The organism is Klebsiella sp. K4 (assembly GCF_014596785.2).
GTDB lineage: Bacteria > Pseudomonadota > Gammaproteobacteria > Enterobacterales > Enterobacteriaceae > Klebsiella > Klebsiella pneumoniae.
The window spans coordinates 3,003,487-3,019,086 of the sequence record NZ_CP115021.1 but is presented as its reverse complement, the minus strand read 5'-3'; the positions used below and the strand labels follow the sequence as shown (position 1 = coordinate 3,019,086).

At 57.3% G+C, this 15,600-nt stretch carries 15 protein-coding genes; 10 read left to right on the top strand and 5 right to left on the bottom strand.

Going from position 1 to position 15,600, the window contains the following annotated elements:
* Window positions 1-71: 71 nt before the first annotated feature.
* The gene (locus IB144_RS15005) at window positions 72-926 is read right to left on the bottom strand and encodes a LysR substrate-binding domain-containing protein (protein WP_031281228.1); all 855 of its coding nucleotides are present in this window, start codon (window positions 924-926) and stop codon (window positions 72-74) included.
* Window positions 927-1,084: 158 nt separating this feature from the next.
* On the opposite strand from IB144_RS15005, the gene IB144_RS15000 reads away from it, so the two are divergent.
* The 3 genes from IB144_RS15000 (at window position 1,085) to IB144_RS14990 (ending at window position 5,266) form a co-directional block, all read left to right on the top strand.
* Complete coding sequence (locus tag IB144_RS15000) at window positions 1,085-2,398, top strand: 6-phospho-beta-glucosidase (RefSeq protein ID WP_002901977.1); 1,314 nt, start codon at window positions 1,085-1,087, stop codon at window positions 2,396-2,398.
* A gap of 172 nt (window positions 2,399-2,570) precedes the next feature.
* The gene (tyrR, locus tag IB144_RS14995) at window positions 2,571-4,112 is read left to right on the top strand and encodes a transcriptional regulator TyrR (protein ID WP_002901979.1); all 1,542 of its coding nucleotides are present in this window, start codon (window positions 2,571-2,573) and stop codon (window positions 4,110-4,112) included.
* Between the two features lie 101 nt (window positions 4,113-4,213).
* A complete protein-coding gene (locus IB144_RS14990) occupies window positions 4,214-5,266 on the top strand; it encodes an AbrB family transcriptional regulator (RefSeq protein ID WP_004183734.1) in 1,053 nt (350 codons plus the stop codon).
* Between the two features lie 70 nt (window positions 5,267-5,336).
* Here the strand turns inward: IB144_RS14990 and tpx are convergent, their stop codons facing one another.
* On the bottom strand, window positions 5,337-5,843 hold the full coding sequence (gene tpx, locus IB144_RS14985; protein WP_004152131.1) for a thiol peroxidase: 507 nt from the start codon (window positions 5,841-5,843) through the stop codon (window positions 5,337-5,339).
* A gap of 102 nt (window positions 5,844-5,945) precedes the next feature.
* On the opposite strand from tpx, the gene ycjG reads away from it, so the two are divergent.
* Complete coding sequence (gene ycjG / locus IB144_RS14980) at window positions 5,946-6,911, top strand: L-Ala-D/L-Glu epimerase (RefSeq protein WP_020324890.1); 966 nt, start codon at window positions 5,946-5,948, stop codon at window positions 6,909-6,911.
* On the opposite strand, the gene mpaA is transcribed toward ycjG, so the two are convergent.
* On the bottom strand, window positions 6,908-7,615 hold the full coding sequence (gene mpaA / locus IB144_RS14975; protein ID WP_004152134.1) for a murein tripeptide amidase MpaA: 708 nt from the start codon (window positions 7,613-7,615) through the stop codon (window positions 6,908-6,910). The two genes, ycjG and mpaA, sit on opposite strands and share 4 nt — an antisense overlap.
* A gap of 72 nt (window positions 7,616-7,687) precedes the next feature.
* Here mpaA and IB144_RS14970 point away from each other — a divergent pair, with 72 nt between their 5' ends.
* Window positions 7,688-7,804 (top strand): hypothetical protein, encoded by a 117-nt coding sequence (locus IB144_RS14970; RefSeq protein ID WP_004148146.1) that lies wholly within the window; start codon window positions 7,688-7,690, stop codon window positions 7,802-7,804.
* Complete coding sequence (locus IB144_RS14965; RefSeq protein ID WP_004176446.1) at window positions 7,801-9,417, top strand: peptide ABC transporter substrate-binding protein; 1,617 nt, start codon at window positions 7,801-7,803, stop codon at window positions 9,415-9,417. Before IB144_RS14970 ends, IB144_RS14965 begins: the two co-directional genes overlap by 4 nt.
* A gap of 167 nt (window positions 9,418-9,584) precedes the next feature.
* Here IB144_RS14965 and IB144_RS14960 read toward each other — a convergent pair whose 3' ends face one another.
* The gene (locus tag IB144_RS14960) at window positions 9,585-9,971 is read right to left on the bottom strand and encodes a glyoxalase/bleomycin resistance/dioxygenase family protein (protein WP_004140226.1); all 387 of its coding nucleotides are present in this window, start codon (window positions 9,969-9,971) and stop codon (window positions 9,585-9,587) included.
* Between the two features lie 230 nt (window positions 9,972-10,201).
* Between IB144_RS14960 and IB144_RS14955 the strand changes: the two genes are divergently transcribed.
* Window positions 10,202-11,035 carry a DUF6216 family protein gene (locus tag IB144_RS14955; RefSeq protein ID WP_004888565.1) on the top strand — a complete coding sequence of 278 codons (834 nt, stop codon included), beginning with the start codon at window positions 10,202-10,204 and terminating at the stop codon, window positions 11,033-11,035.
* A 124-nt stretch (window positions 11,036-11,159) separates the two neighbouring features.
* Here IB144_RS14955 and IB144_RS14950 read toward each other — a convergent pair whose 3' ends face one another.
* Window positions 11,160-12,044 (bottom strand): LysR family transcriptional regulator, encoded by an 885-nt coding sequence (locus tag IB144_RS14950; protein ID WP_004152138.1) that lies wholly within the window; start codon window positions 12,042-12,044, stop codon window positions 11,160-11,162.
* A gap of 172 nt (window positions 12,045-12,216) precedes the next feature.
* Between IB144_RS14950 and IB144_RS14945 the strand changes: the two genes are divergently transcribed.
* From IB144_RS14945 to IB144_RS14935, 3 genes are all read left to right on the top strand, one after another.
* Complete coding sequence (locus IB144_RS14945) at window positions 12,217-13,353, top strand: alpha/beta hydrolase (RefSeq protein ID WP_004888562.1); 1,137 nt, start codon at window positions 12,217-12,219, stop codon at window positions 13,351-13,353.
* Window positions 13,354-13,425: 72 nt separating this feature from the next.
* Complete coding sequence (locus IB144_RS14940; protein WP_004179500.1) at window positions 13,426-14,628, top strand: MFS transporter; 1,203 nt, start codon at window positions 13,426-13,428, stop codon at window positions 14,626-14,628.
* Window positions 14,629-14,706: 78 nt separating this feature from the next.
* Window positions 14,707-15,576 (top strand): aldo/keto reductase, encoded by an 870-nt coding sequence (locus IB144_RS14935; RefSeq protein WP_004152141.1) that lies wholly within the window; start codon window positions 14,707-14,709, stop codon window positions 15,574-15,576.
* Window positions 15,577-15,600: the final 24 nt, after the last annotated feature.

Genomic DNA, 15,600 nt, shown 5'->3' with positions numbered 1-15,600 from the left:
GCCGGGCGGCGGCTTCGCCTTGCCCGGCCTTCGAAGTCAAGCTCTGGCACGCGCACCCTGGCAATATTCGATTAGGCGCATTCCGCCGCCAGCCACTCGCTGAAGGCGCGAAAGCGCGGGCGGGAACGGTTCTCCTGCGGACAAATCAGGTCATAGCCAAAGGGTGAGGGCGCTTCATTTTCAGACAAGGCCACCAGCCTGCCGGCGTCGAGCAGCGGCTGGATCAGCGTTTTACGCCCCATCACCACGCCGAGTCCATTGAGCGCCATCTCGATGGCCAGCGAGTGGTTATTCACCGCGTAATACCGGCCTTCAAAAGGTAACGCCTGTCCGCTGTGCTGGCACCACAGGCGCCATTCCGCAAATTGATCCTGTACGTCGGTGGATTCGCACGCATGGATCCAGACGAGCGCCGCCGGGTCGCCGCCGCTTAGCGGACGATACTGCTGGCGATAACGCGGGGAGCAGACCGGGAGCAAACTTTCCGCCATCAGCCGCTGTTGATAAAGATCGGGGTAGCGCGTGGCGCCGTAGTAAATTGCCAGATCCACCCGCTCCTCGTTAAAATCCATCACCCCGGCGCGCACGCGAAACCGCAGATTCAGTCCCGGCCATTGCGCCTGAAAGCGCGGCAGACGCGGCATCAGCCACAGATGGGCCAGCGTCGGCGCAATACCAATATGCAGCGTGCCGCGCAGATCCTGATCGCGAATATCCTCAATTTCATCGTTAATCGCCCGCAGCGAATGGCTTAACGTCGCCAGCAGCCGCTTACCTTCCTCTGTCAGCGCCAGTTTACGCGTCATGCGGATAAACAGGCGAAACCCGATGTGCATCTCCAGCCTGCGGATCCGATGGCTGACCGCTCCCTGGGTAAGGTTCATTTCATGCGCGGCAAGGGTAAAGCTCAGGTGGCGGGCGGTCACCTCAAAGGTCTGCAGCAGCGCAAGGATGCTTTGTTGCTCAAGCACAGATTGTCTCCCTTATGCATTAATTGAGTTCATGCATAGGCCGATTTAATTCGTTTGTTAGGCCAGTTTTGCCGGTTTTAAATAGTTATATCGTAACTAAACCGAGGTATACCATGTCAGGACTCAAAATTGTGGTGATCGGCGGTGGCTCCAGCTACACCCCGGAACTGATTGAAGGTTTGCTCAACCGCTATCACGAAATGCCGGTCGCTTCGCTATGGCTGGTGGACATTGAAGAGGGCAAAGAGAAAGTCGAGATTATCGCCGGACTGGCGCGGCGAATGATCGCCAAAGCCGGGCTGACTATTGAAGTGGTGGCCACCCTTGACCGGGAAAGCGCGCTGCGCGATGCCGATTTCGTCTGCTCGCAGTTTCGCGCCGGCTGCCTTGACGCCCGGATCAGCGATGAACGTATCTCCCTCAAGTATGGCTTGATCGGCCAGGAGACCAATGGCCTCGGCGGCTTCGCCAACGCCTGCCGCACCATTCCCATCGCCCTGGAGATCGCTGCCGATATGGAGCGACTGTGTCCCGACGCCTGGCTGCTGAACTTTACCAACCCGTCGGGGATGGTGACCGAAGCGATCCTGCGCCACAGCCGCATCAAAGCCGTCGGCCTGTGTAACGTGCCGGTGATTATGCAAAAAGGGATAACCACTCTGCTGCAATGCGCTGACGAAAAAGAGGTGGTGATGCAGGTCGCCGGCCTGAACCACTTTATCTTCGTGCGCCAGATCCTGCACAAAGGTAAAGAATGGCTGCCGGAGGTGATAGCCGAGATCAACGCCGGTCGGGATCCGCTGGTGCCGCGCAACATTCCGCCGTTCCGTTGGCCGTCGCATCTGCTGCAGGGATTAGGCATGATCCCCTGCGCCTATCTGCGTTATTACTACATGAAAGACGATCTGCTGCGCCAGGAGCTGGCGGAGGCGGGCGGCGAAGGAACCCGCGGGGAAGTGGTTAAGCAGCTGGAAAAAATCTTGTTTGACCAGTACCGCGACCCGCACCTGGCAGTCAAACCGAAGGCGCTGGAAGGGCGCGGCGGCCAGTACTATTCCGAGGCGGCCTGCGAGCTGATGAATGCCATCTACAACGACAAGCGGATTATCATGCACGTCAATACGCGTAATAACGGCGCCATCAATGGCCTGCCGGATGACTGCGCGGTAGAGGTCAGCTCGCTGATTACCGCTTCTGGTCCGCTACCTCTCAATGTGGCGCCGTTCCCGGAAGATACCCTGCGTTTGCTGCAGCTGATGAAATCATTTGAACGGCTGACTATCGAGGCCGCGCTCACCGGCAACCGCCACACCGCATGGCGTGCTCTGATGCTGAATCCGCTGATCGTCAGCGGCGAGAAGCTCGAACTGGCGTTGGATGAGGTGATCGCTGAGAACCGTCAGTGGCTGCCTGCTTTCCACGCCTGACCCAAGACTCACCGGCCGCCTGGCCGGTGATTTAACCACTGACCGTCTGACTTTACGCCACAGCGCCCATTTTTCCGCCACACTGTCAATAATTGTTGACAGTTAGCTTCCCGAAAACCCATTCCTGGCCTATTATTCTCCCGTCATTGGCACTTTTAGGGTGAACACTCCCATGCGTCTTGAAGTCTTTTGTGAAGACCGTCTCGGTCTGACTCGTGAATTGCTCGATTTGCTGGTGCTGCGTGGTATTGACCTGCGCGGTATCGATATTGACCCTATTGGCCGAATTTACCTCAATTTCGCCGAACTGGAATTCGCCACGTTCAGCAGCCTGATGGCTGAGATCCGCCGTATCGCCGGCGTGACGGACGTGCGCACCGTGCCGTGGATGCCGTCTGAACGTGAACACCTGGCGCTCAGCGCGCTGCTGGTAGCGATGCCGGAGCCGGTGCTGTCGCTGGATACCAAAGGTCGGGTGGAACTGGCGAACCCCGCCAGCTGCCTGCTGTTTGGCCAAAGCCAGGCGAAGCTGCGTAACCACCCGGTGGCCCAGCTGATCGCCGATTTTAACGTTCAGCGCTGGCTGGAGAGCAGCCCGCAGGAGACGCATGCGGAGCATGTGGTGGTGAATGGGCAGAACTACCTGCTGGAAGTGACTCCGGTCTATCTGGAAGGCGAGCATAACGAGCGAGTGCTGACCGGCGCCGTGGCGATGTTGCGCTCAACCGTGCGCATGGGACGCCAGCTGCAGACCATGACCAGCCAGGATACCAGCGCCTTCAGTCAGATCCTCGCGGTGGGGCCGAAAATGCGCCACGTGGTGGAGCAAGCGCGCAAGCTGGCGATGCTCAGCGCGCCGCTGCTGATTGTCGGCGACACCGGCACCGGTAAAGATCTGCTGGCCCATGCCTGCCATCTGGCCAGTCCGCGGGCGGGCAAACCCTATCTGGCGCTCAACTGCGGCTCCATTCCCGAGGACGCGGTCGAGAGCGAGCTGTTTGGCGACGCGCTGCAGGGCAAGAAGGGCTTCTTCGAGCAGGCCAACGGCGGCTCGGTGCTGCTGGATGAAATTGGTGAGATGTCGCCGCGGATGCAGACTAAGCTGCTGCGCTTTCTCAACGACGGCACCTTCCGCCGCGTTGGCGAGGATCATGAAGTGCACGTCGATGTGCGGGTGATCTGCGCGACGCAGAAAAACCTGATCGAGCTGGTGCAGAAAGGGCTTTTCCGCGAAGATCTCTACTATCGCCTCAACGTCCTGACGCTGTATCTGCCGCCGCTGCGCGATTGCCCGCAGGACATCATGCCGCTGACGGAGCTGTTCGTGGCCCGCTTTGCCGACGAGCAGGGGATCCCGCGGCCGAAGCTCTCTGCCGATCTCAGTACGGTGCTTACCCGCTACAGCTGGCCCGGCAACGTCCGCCAGCTGAAGAATGCCGTCTATCGCGCACTGACCCAGCTGGAAGGATTTGAGCTGCGTCCACAGGACATTCTGCTGCCGGACCATGACGTCGCCTCGCTGCCGGTGGGCGAGGAGGCCATGGAAGGGTCGCTGGACGACATCACCCGCCGCTTTGAGCGCTCGGTGCTGACCCAGCTCTATCGCAGCTACCCCAGCACCCGTAAGCTGGCGAAGCGGCTGGGGGTGTCGCATACCGCCATCGCCAATAAACTGCGTGAATATGGTCTGAGTCAGAAAAAGGGCGACGAATAATCCCGCCAGGCCGGCGACTCACGTCGCCGGCATCCCGGCCTGCAAAGCGGGCCAAACCTGTATATACTGGTTTTTTAATCCTTTTTCCGGGGTGGTGCATCTTGGCGTCGCGTCGCGCGATCGGGCACTGGCTGATATTGCTGCTGCTCTCTGTTCTCTTTTCCTCGCTGCTGTTACGAATACACCTGCCGGCAGCGCTGCTGCTGGGGCCGCTGATCGCCGGTCTCATTTTGAGCCTGCGCGGGGTGAAGTTGAGCATCCCTCGCCCCTGTTATCTGGCGGCGCAGGCCATTGTCGGCTGCATGATCGCCCGGGCGATTAATCCCTCTGTTTTTGGCGTGCTGTTCAACAACTGGGCGCTGGTGCTGGCGATCCTGTTGACCACCCTGGCGATAAGCGGCCTTACCGGCTGGCTGCTGGTCCGCTACAGCGCGCTGCCGGGCGCCACTGGCGCCTGGGGAAGCTCTCCCGGCGGCGCGTCGGCAATGGTGGTGATGGCCCAGGAGTACGGGGCCGATGTGCGGCTGGTGGCGCTGATGCAGTATCTGCGGGTGCTGTTTGTCGTCGGCGCGGCGGCGCTGGTGGTGCGCTATGCCCTGGGCAATGAAGCACAGGAGATGACTCAGGATATTGTCTGGTTTCCATCGTTGACCCTGAATTTCCCTTTCACGCTGCTGCTGACGGCGGTGGCCTGTTGGCTGGGCATGCGGCTGCGCATCCCCTCCGGGGCCATGCTGCTGCCGATGCTGCTTGGCGCGCTGGCCCAGGGCGGCGGCTGGCTGATGCTGGAGCTGCCGGAGTGGCTGCTGGCGATGGCCTATGCGGTGCTGGGCTGGACGGTGGGGCTCCAGTTTAATAAAGCCATTTTTCTGCTGGCCCTCAAGACGCTGCCGCAGATTATCGCCTCCATCATCGGACTGATCCTGATGTGCGCCCTGATGGCCCTTGCCCTGACCCACATTCTGCAGATGGACTTTATGACCGCCTATCTGGCCACCAGCCCCGGCGGGCTGGACACGGTGGCGATTATCGCCGCCGGCACCCGGGCGGACATGTCGTTTATTATGGCGCTACAGACGCTGCGGCTGTTTACCATTTTGCTGACCGGCCCGGCGATGGCGCGGGCTATCTCCCGCTATGCGCCGCGGCAATAAAAAGCCCCCGCAGAGCGGGGGCTGGGCAGCTCGAATGTCCGCGAGCGCGATGCGCCCGGGCAATCTGTTATCAGGCTTTCAGGGCGGCCAGCGCGGCGTCGTAGTCCGGCTCTTCGGTGATTTCGTTCACCAGCTGGCTGTAGACGACCTGATCGTTTTCATCGATTACGACCACCGCACGCGCAGCCAGGCCAGCCAGCGGACCGGTGGCGATGGCGACGCCGTAGTCAGCGAGGAAGGACGCGCCGCGCAGCGTGGACAGGGTGACCACATTGCTCAGGCCTTCCGCGCCGCAGAAGCGGGACTGGGCGAACGGCAGGTCAGCGGAAATGCACAGCACTACGGTGTTGTCCAGTTCAGCGGCCAGCTGGTTGAATTTACGCACTGATGCGGCACACACGCCGGTATCAATGCTCGGGAAAATATTCAGTACTTTACGTTTGCCGGCGTACTGGCTCAGCGCGACGTCAGAGAGATCTTTGGCGACCAGCGTAAACGGCTGCGCTTTAGCGCCTGCCTGCGGAATGGTGCCCTGAACAGAAACGGGGTTGCCCTGGAAATGCACGGTTTGTGACATGGTTATCTTCCTGTTTACATATAGTTAACGTCGCGAGTAGTGTATGACATCCGCCAGCTACACGGCAAACCCTATTTAACATTTACCAGAGAGGACAAGGGAATGCGTAACGTGCGAGTGTATGAGGAAGCCTGGCCGCTCCATACCCCTTTTGTGATCGCCCGCGGTAGCCGCAGCGAGGCAAAAGTGGTGGTAGTGGAACTGGAAGAGGACGGCGTGAAAGGGGTAGGCGAATGCACACCCTATCCCCGCTATGGCGAGAGCATCGCCTCGGTCATGGCCCAGGTGATAGCGATCGGCGAGCAACTGGAGGCGGGGCTTACCCGCGAACAGCTGCAGCGGCTGCTGCCGGCAGGCGCCGCCCGCAATGCCATTGACTGCGCGCTATGGGATCTGCAGGCCCGGCGCGAAGGCAAAACCTTGGCCCAGCTGTTGGGCGTGGTGTTGCCTGACCGGGTGATTACCGCCCAGACGGTGGTCATTGGCACGCCGGATCAGATGGCGGCCAGCGCCGCGGCGCTGTGGCAGGCAGGGGCCCAGCTGTTGAAGGTGAAGCTCGACGATCGACTGATCAGCGAGCGGCTAATCGCTATCCGCCAGGCGGCGCCGGAGGCTACGCTGATTGTTGACGCCAATGAGTCCTGGCACAGCGAGGGGCTGGCGGCGCGCTGTCAGCTGCTGGCGGACCTCGGTGTGGCGATGCTTGAGCAGCCGCTCCCCGCCGACGACGACTCGGCGCTGGAAAACTTCGTTCATCCGCTGCCGATTTGCGCCGACGAGAGCTGCCACACCCGGGAGAGCCTGCCGCGGCTGCGCGGGCGCTATGAGATGGTCAATATCAAACTGGATAAAACGGGCGGCCTGACCGAAGCGCTGGCTCTGGCCGGGGAGGCGGAACGGCAGGGATTTGAACGGATGCTGGGCTGTATGCTCTGCACCTCGCGCGGGATCGCCGCCGCGCTCCCTCTGGCGCCGCTGGCGCGCTTCGCTGACCTCGACGGCCCGACATGGCTGGCGGTGGACGTTGAGCCGGCGCTGCTGTTCAGCACCGGCGTGCTTCATCTTTAAGCCTGCCAGCGCAGCAGATCGGTCATCGCCGGCAGGTAACGCTCCGTTGCCTCGTCGGCGGAGACCGGCGGGAACTCGGCGGTGATGCAGGGGAGTCCGATATCGGCGCACCAGCTGCCAAAGGAGCCCGGCGTGTCGTAGCCCACGCTGCCCACCAGCGGCAGGGAGAAGGCGTCGGCCAGCCAGCGACCCAGCGGGCTGTGGCCCGGATCTTCGATGCAGGCCAGCGGATCGTGAAAGGAGACCACCCACGCCGGATGAATCTGATGGATCAACTGACACAGGGCCTCGGTCTCCCGTTCCGAACCCGGCTGCTCGCCGGTCAACAGCACCACGTCGCGCTCCGCCGCCGCGCTATTCCAGCGGTAAACCGTTTCCCCTTGCTTCCAGTTGGCTGCCGGAAAGTTACGGTTGAGGTCAACGCCGCGGGCATTGGCGCGCAGCCCGAGCTGACAGCCGTCAGGATTGACCGTCAGCACCACGTGGTGGCGGCGCAGCTCGGGTTTCAGGGTGCGCAGGGCGCAGGAGAGGGTCACAATCGACGAATTCTCATCACCGTGGGTACCGGCAATAATCAGCCCGCTACGGCTGTCGGCCTGCGGCGCAGGAAACCACAGCAGCGGCGCGCCCAGTTCCGAGCTGCCATACTGCCGGGTTCCCGGCGGAAAGTCGCCGCGCTGCGGGCGAGGACGTGAAATAGACATAGGGCTTCCTGTGTGTCGTTATTATTTAGTGTTGGCGAAAAGCGTATCGGGATCAAACCCATTCCCTGAGGCGTGAAATCCGACGGCACATCAATTTTCTATCATATGTCGTTTGCAATTTCAGGTGATGAAACAAATAATTATCGCTCTGTTGGCGGTATTTTTTTCATTTTAAAGGGGATCTTATGAAGTATCCTGTCGCTTTGACATGCGGCGCGCTGTGGTTAGCCAGCGTATCTTCTCTGGCCTGGGCGGCTGACGTACCGCCGGGCACGGTACTGGCGGAAAAACAGCTGTTAGTGCGCCATATCAAAGATGAACCCGCCTCGTTAGATCCCGCCAAAGCGGTGGGCCTGCCGGAAATCCAGGTGATCCGCGATCTGTTTGAAGGTTTAGTCAATCAGGATGCGAAAGGCAACCTGGTTCCAGGCGTAGCGACCCGCTGGCAGAGCAACGATAACCGCGTCTGGACCTTTACCCTGCGTGATAATGCCCGCTGGTCCGACGGCACGCCGGTTACCGCCGAAGATTTCGTCTATAGCTGGCAGCGTCTGGTGGATCCGAAAACCACTTCGCCGTTCGCCTGGTTCGCGGCGCTGGCGGGGATCGCTAACGCGCAGAACATTATTGACGGCAAAGCCGCGCCGGAGACCCTGGGAGTCACCGCCGTCGACGCCCACACCCTGCGGGTGCAGCTGGATAAACCACTGCCGTGGTTTAGCAACCTGACCGCCAGCTTTGCCTTCTATCCGGTGCAAAAGGCGAATGTCGACAGCGGGGCGAACTGGACGCGGCCCGGCAGCCTGGTGGGCAACGGCGCCTATGTTCTGAAAGACCGTGTGGTCAATGAGAAGCTGGTGGTGGTGCCGAACACGCACTACTGGGATAACGCCAAAACGGTGATCCAGCAGGTCACCTTTGTGCCGATTAACCAGGAGTCCGCCGCCACCAAGCGCTATCTTGCAGGGGATATCGATATCACCGAGTCTTTCCCGAAAAATATGTACCAGAAACTGCTGAAGGATATTCCGGGGCAGGTGTATACCCCGCCGCAGCTGGGTACCTACTATTACGCTTTCAATACCCAAAAGGGGCCGACGGCGGATGAGCGGGTACGCCTGGCGCTGAGCATGACCATCGATCGCCGGGTGATGGCGGAGAAAGTATTGGGGACCGGGGAAAAACCGGCCTGGCGCTTCACGCCGGACGTGACGGCGGGCTTCACCCCCCAGCCGTCACAGTTTGAGAGCATGAGTCAGGCTGAGCTTAATGCCCAGGCGAAAGCCCTGCTGGCTGCCGCTGGCTATGGCCCGAATCGTCCGCTGAAGCTGACGCTGCTGTATAACACCTCTGAGAACCACCAGAAAATTGCCATCGCGGTGGCGTCGATGTGGAAGAAAAACCTCGGCGTGGAAGTGAAGCTGCAGAACCAGGAGTGGAAAACCTATATCGACAGCCGTAACACCGGCAATTTCGACGTGATCCGCGCCTCGTGGGTGGGGGATTACAACGAGCCGTCCACCTTCCTGTCGCTACTGACCTCCACCCACAGCGGAAATATCTCGCGCTTTAACGATCCGGCGTACGATAAAATCCTCGCCCAGGCGGCGGTGGAGAATTCGGCCAAAGCGCGTAACGACGATTACAACGCGGCGGAGAAGATCATTATGGTCAAAGCGCCGATCGCGCCGATCTACCAGTACACTAACGGCCGATTGATTAAGCCGTGGCTGAAAGGCTACCCGATCACCAACCCGGAAGATGTGGCCTACAGCCGTACCATGTATATCGTGAAGCACTAACCGGTACTGGTTGCCTGATAATGTCAGGCAACCATCGCTGATCCCCGAGCTGGCGCGGCTTGCAGCGCCAGTTTCTCCTGCTCTCCTTCTCGCGCCACAGTAGAAAGTCTCACTTTTCTGGCAGTATGGCCGACTGATGCCAGGTTCTACCATCTGGTCGCGAAGCATCAGAAGATCTCATCCGCCGGGTTTTTATCATGATGCTCAACGTATTCGGCAATCATGCCATCCGGATGCCGAACCAGCATGTTCCAGCCGGTGGGTACGGCCTTCACCGGGTTGATAATCGTTGCCCCGGTGGAAGGCAGATGTTTCTCCCAGGCGGTAATGTCGTTGACCAGGAAAGTGGCCTCGGTGGCGCGAAAAGGAGCCAGGCTTTGCTCGGTTCCGCCAATTAAAAGCACGGAACCCACCTGCGCCAGTTTGAGATCGTATTCGGGATAGTCGAAACGCAACCTTGCCTTCTGCGCGATGAGATTTTCGTAGAACGAAACGGTCTCTTCAAAGCGGGCAATCAGCACGCATCGACGGATCAGGATATTGAGGACTTTCATTATATCTCCTTCGCCATTTTCTCAGAGATAGCGTAGCAGCACTGAGGTGGAATGTAAGGCTCAAGTAGCAGAAGAGCGTGACGTATAGTTGTGGCCTGCGTATAAGAAGATATCGGCAATAACCTTGTGCGCTGGATAAGAAAAGTTGCAGTTAAAAAATATTTATTTTGTAATGATGCTGTGGTGTGATTGCTGAGCATACGATTAGCGGGATGATTAAGAGGGGCTAGATGGAAAGTTTAATTTCTTCGATATGGAATTTTGATGGACTGATAAATAGCGCGTTAATTTTTGTTACTTTTGGTTTATTAGGAGTGTTTATCTGGAAACGGGCAGGATCCGCATATTCTTTATTGAACCGGCTATGGGAGTTCTGCCTGGGAGGGAAAACGTTTCACGACGGTAAAATAAATGCATATTTCAATGAGAGAAATGATGTTGAACGTTTTAATGTTTTATTTAATGTCGGCGCAAGAAATAAAGAAGAGATCAAGTCACTGATTAACTGGACGAAAAAGAAAAATATAGATATTCGTCATGTCACAGCCGCGAAAGGATGGTTTGAAATATCAACGCTCAAGGCAATAAAACCATTATTTATCGCTAATGTTGGTGTATTTTTCTCTTGTGTGTTAACTATGCTGCTATTATCAAATTTTATGTTGCTGGCATTGAAGCCATCCGCACTAGTACGATTAGGCGACGACAAGTCATGGGTTTGGATTAATGATCATATTGCTGAGAGTTCGATCTGGACCAATAATTACCTTCCCCTGAACTGGACTGAGTGGAAGCTCGATAAAAAACAGTGTGAAAGTGAAGATTTCGATAAAACGGTTTTCTCAGAAAAAGCGGGGATAAGTGTGCGCTCGGTTGACAGGATTTGTGAGAACTTTTCAAGTGGTTCGTTGAGTGATACTATAAATAATATCATTAAAAATCAAAAACTGGCATGGGTTTTGGCTATTTACCCCTTCATCTTTACGATTATTTGCTTTTTTAGCTTGTTACGCAGAGGTGCTGCTTCTAAACTTTATAATGAAGTACATAACTCACAAAATTAATATTTATATAAATTCATTTCCGTCTGGCATTACTGTTTGCATCGATCGGAATTAAATGACAGGTCCGAGTACAGAAGCTGTCAACGGCCACTACCGGTTGCCTGCTGCCTGCAGGCAACCTCAGCTACATTCGCAATGTATCAATGACTGCTCTCAGCGCGGGCGACACATTGCGGTGCGGGTAATAGAGAAATGATCCTTCCAGACGCTGGCTATAACGCTGGAGCACCCGGATAAGTGTGCCCTGGGCTAGATCGTCGGTAATCAGCTCTTCCGGGACATAGGCCAGCCCCAGACCGAGCCTCGCCGCTTTGGCCTCCATATAGCTATCGGCGAAAGCCCACTGTCCCTGAGGCGGGTGGGTGATTTTTTTGCCATCCACATTAAGTTCCCAGGCGTAAAGGCTGCCGTCGCCGAACTGATAAGCGATGCAGGGGTGGGCGACTAAATCGGCGGGCGTTTGTGGAAAGCCGTAGCGGCGAAAATGTTCCGGTGTACCCACCACCGCCATCTCCATATCGGGCGAAATGCGTACCGCAATCATGCCGCTTCCGACTTCCGGGCCCAGACGTACGCCCGCATCAAATCGCTGCGCAATAATATCGACAAACCGGCTTTCGCTGATCAGTTCCAGTCTGATATCGGGATAGCGTTGTTTAAATACTGCCAGCTTCGGCAGCAGGACTTTATCAATGGCATGCTGGCTGGCATTGATGCGTACCGTACCGGAGGGCGTCTGACGATAGTGGGCCAGCGTGGCGAGCCCCATATCTAAGGCGTCGAAACCGGATTCGACGTTGTGATAGAGCTGCTCACCTGCCTGAGTGAGCGACAACCGGCGGGTGGTACGCACCAGAAGCTGAACGCCCAGGCGTTCTTCAAGTTCACGAACCGCACGGCTTACCCCGGACTGCGCCAGGCCAAGTCGTTGCGCTGCGGCGGTAAAACTGCCTTCCCGTACCACCTGCATAAACAGATAAAGGTCATTATAGTTTTCCCGTTTCGCCATTATCCTGCCTCGTCACCCAGATGCCATTTAGAACTATATGGTATTAATTTTAGCATTTTTCAGCCTCTAATCAGAACCATTACTGCTGGCTACACTAAGCGCACGACAACAAAGCACAGCAGCGTTGTCTACTGAAGACTTGCATTGATCACGTTTATTTAGGGGAATTTTGATGACGGTTTTCACCAAAAAACTGACAGCCGCGATACCCGCCATGCTGCTTTGCGCCTCATTAACTGGAGTCACAACGATGAGCTCTGCTGAGACAACTAACCCGAATGCGCCTGTTTCAATGATTGAAAAATGGGACAAAACTTTTGCTGAGAGTTCGAAAGTGGATCACCGTAAGGTGACCTTCCTGAACCGCTACGGGATAACCTTAGTTGGCGATCTCTACCTGCCGAAGGATCGCGGTGAACGCAAACTGGCAGCTATTGCCGTGAGCGGTCCCTTCGGCGCGGTAAAAGAGCAGTCCAGCGGCCTGTATGCCCAGACGCTGGCCGAACAGGGGTTTGTCACCCTGGCGTTTGACCCATCGTATACGGGCGAAAGCGGTGGCTACCCACGCAACGTAGCCTCACCGGATATCAATACCGAGGATTTCAGTGCCGCGGTGGACTTTCTGGGCCTGCAAAAAGAGGTGGATCGCAACCGTATCGGTTTGCTCGGCATTTGCGGCTGGGGCGGTATGGCCCTGAACGACGCGGCGATGGACACCCGCGTCAAAGCGGTGGCGACCAGCGTCATGTATGACATGAGCCGCGCGATGGGGCATGGAGTGGGCGATGGCAAAGACCGCTATACCACTGCCGATCGTCGCGCCGTACTGCGCTATCTGAACGTGCAGCGCTGGAAAGATGCGGCAAACGGCACCTTCGTCCCCGGTGGGCATGACATTTATGTTGATGATAAGGGCAACGTCAGCGCTGCCGATCGTATTTTGCCGGAAACCTTGCCCGCCAACCCCAACCCGGTCCTGAAAGAGTTCTTCGATTATTACCGTATGCCGCGTGGTTTCCATCCGCGTTCGGTTAATTCAACCGGGGCCTGGAATGCGACGATGCCGCTGTCGTTTATGAATATGCCGCTGCTGAGTTACGCCAGCGAAGTGACTATTCCGACGCTTATCGTGACCGGCGAAAAAGCCCATTCACGCTATTTTGCCGAAGATGCCTTTAAGGCCATCGGCAGTAAAGAGAAAGCGCTGGTGATTGTCCCAGGCGCAAACCACGTCGATCTCTATGACAACGTCGCGGGCAAAATTCCCTTTGCGACGTTCGCGCAATTTTTTAAAACCAACCTGAAATAGATCTCCTGTGCCGGAGACATCCCCAAAGCCGCCACGCGCCTGCGGGCGGCTTTGTCTTGTCGGAGAGAAATAATGTCTGCATTAGGTCACACCCGGGCACACTGGAGCGGCGTCCTGGCGATGACGCTCTGCGTATTTGTGCTCATTGCCTCAGAATTTATGCCGGTCAGTCTGTTGACACCCATCGCGGGTGATTTACACATTACCGAGGGATTAGCCGGTCAGGGCATTGCGCTTTCTGGCGCGCTGGCGGTACTGACCAGCCTGACGATATCCCGTCTTACCGGATCGCTGGACCGTAAATGGCTGCTGCTGGGGCTCACGGCGTTGATGGCAGCCTCTGGGGTGATTATTGCCCTGGCGTCCAGTTTCCCGGTTTATATGCTGGGCAGAGCGCTCATTGGGATCGTCATCGGCGGCTTCTGGTCGATGTCGGCGGCAACGGCCATTCGGCTGGTGCCGCAACGCCAGGTCCCCCGCGCACTGGCCATCTTTAACGGCGGCAACGCGCTGGCCACCGTTGTGGCAGCGCCGCTGGGCAGCTACCTGGGGGCCACCGTCGGCTGGCGCGGCGCCTTTTTATGTCTTGTCCCGCTTGCGGTGCTGGCCTTCGTCTGGCAATGCATTAGCCTGCCGTCGATGAAAAGTCCGCGCGCACCACAGCGGCAGGGATCGGTGCTGCGTCTGTTCCGTCTTTCTACGCTATCCCTGGGATTGCTGGCCTGCGGACTGTTCTTTATGGGACAGTTTACCTTATTTACCTATGTGCGACCGTTTCTGGAGACGGTGACCCAGGTCAGTCCTTCTGGTCTGTCCCTGATATTGCTGACAATGGGTATCGCCGGTTTTATCGGCACGCTGCTTATTACGACCGTTCTGAATGCCCGATTTTATCCGACGCTGGTGGCTATCCCGTTGTTAATGGCCGCAATTGCCGGAACGCTTCTGCTGGCCGGACACCACACGGGATCGGTCGCCGTACTGTTAAGCCTGTGGGGGCTGCTGGCGACGGCGGCGCCCACCGGCTGGTGGACATGGATTGCGCGGACGCTGCCCGAGGATGCGGAGACGGGCGGCGGGCTGATGGTCGCCGTGATCCAGCTATCGATAGCCCTCGGGTCAACGGTAGGCGGCCTGGTGTTTGATAGTCTGGGATGGCACAGCACTTTTGCACTGAGCGGTCTGTTACTGCTGGGCGCGGCAGGGGTGACTTTTCTGCTCTCTGTCAAAATCAGATCATCTCAGCGCACTGCGATTAATGAATTGAATGCATAAGTCAAATCAGGAATGACAGGCTAATCGTGACCGCGTTCCTGTCTTACCATGGTGTTTTAACAAGAGGGGAGCTTCACCGTGGAATATTCAGTATTAAGTAACGCTCGCAAAATGCCGATGCTGGGTTTCGGCGTTTTCAAGGTGACCGATAAAGCGGAGTGTAAGCAGGCGGTGTTGAACGCCATTCGCACCGGTTATCGCCTCATCGATACCGCTGCCGTCTACGATAATGAAGATGCGGTGGGTGAGGCCGTGCGCGAAGCCATCGCCGAAGGTCTGTGTACCCGCGAGGCGCTGTTTATTACCTCCAAACTGTGGGTCCAGGACATGGCCAACACCGGGATGGCGAAAGCCGGGATTGCCGCGTCATTAAAAAAATCGGGCCTGGAATACTTTGATCTTTATTTGCTACATCAGGCGATGGGCGATTATTTCAGCGCCTGGCGTGCGCTGGAAGAGGCCTATGAGGCCGGTACCCTGAAAGCGATCGGCGTCTCCAATTTTTACCCCCATGTGTTAGCTAACTTCTGCGAAACTGTCAGAATTAAACCAATGGTGAACCAGGTTGAACTGCATCCTTATTTCGCGCAGCCCGCGGCGCTGGAAGCCATGAAGCATTATCACGTTCAGCCTGAAGCGTGGGCGCCGTTAGGCGGTGGCAGACATAATCCGTATCAAGATGCATTGCTTCGGGGGATCGCCGATGCGCACCAGAAAACCATTGCGCAGGTTGTTCTGCGCTGGAACGTGCAGCGTGGCGTCACGGTGATCCCTAAATCCACTCGCCAGGAGCGCATTGAAGAAAATTTTGCTATCTGGGATTTCGTATTAACAGATAACGAAATGGCGCAAATCAGCGCCCTGGATTTAGGCTATGTTGGCGAAGCGGTAAAACACTTCAACCCTGAGTTCGTTCGCGGATGTCTGGGGGTGAAAATCCACGACTGACCGCGGCACCGATTGGCTCCATCT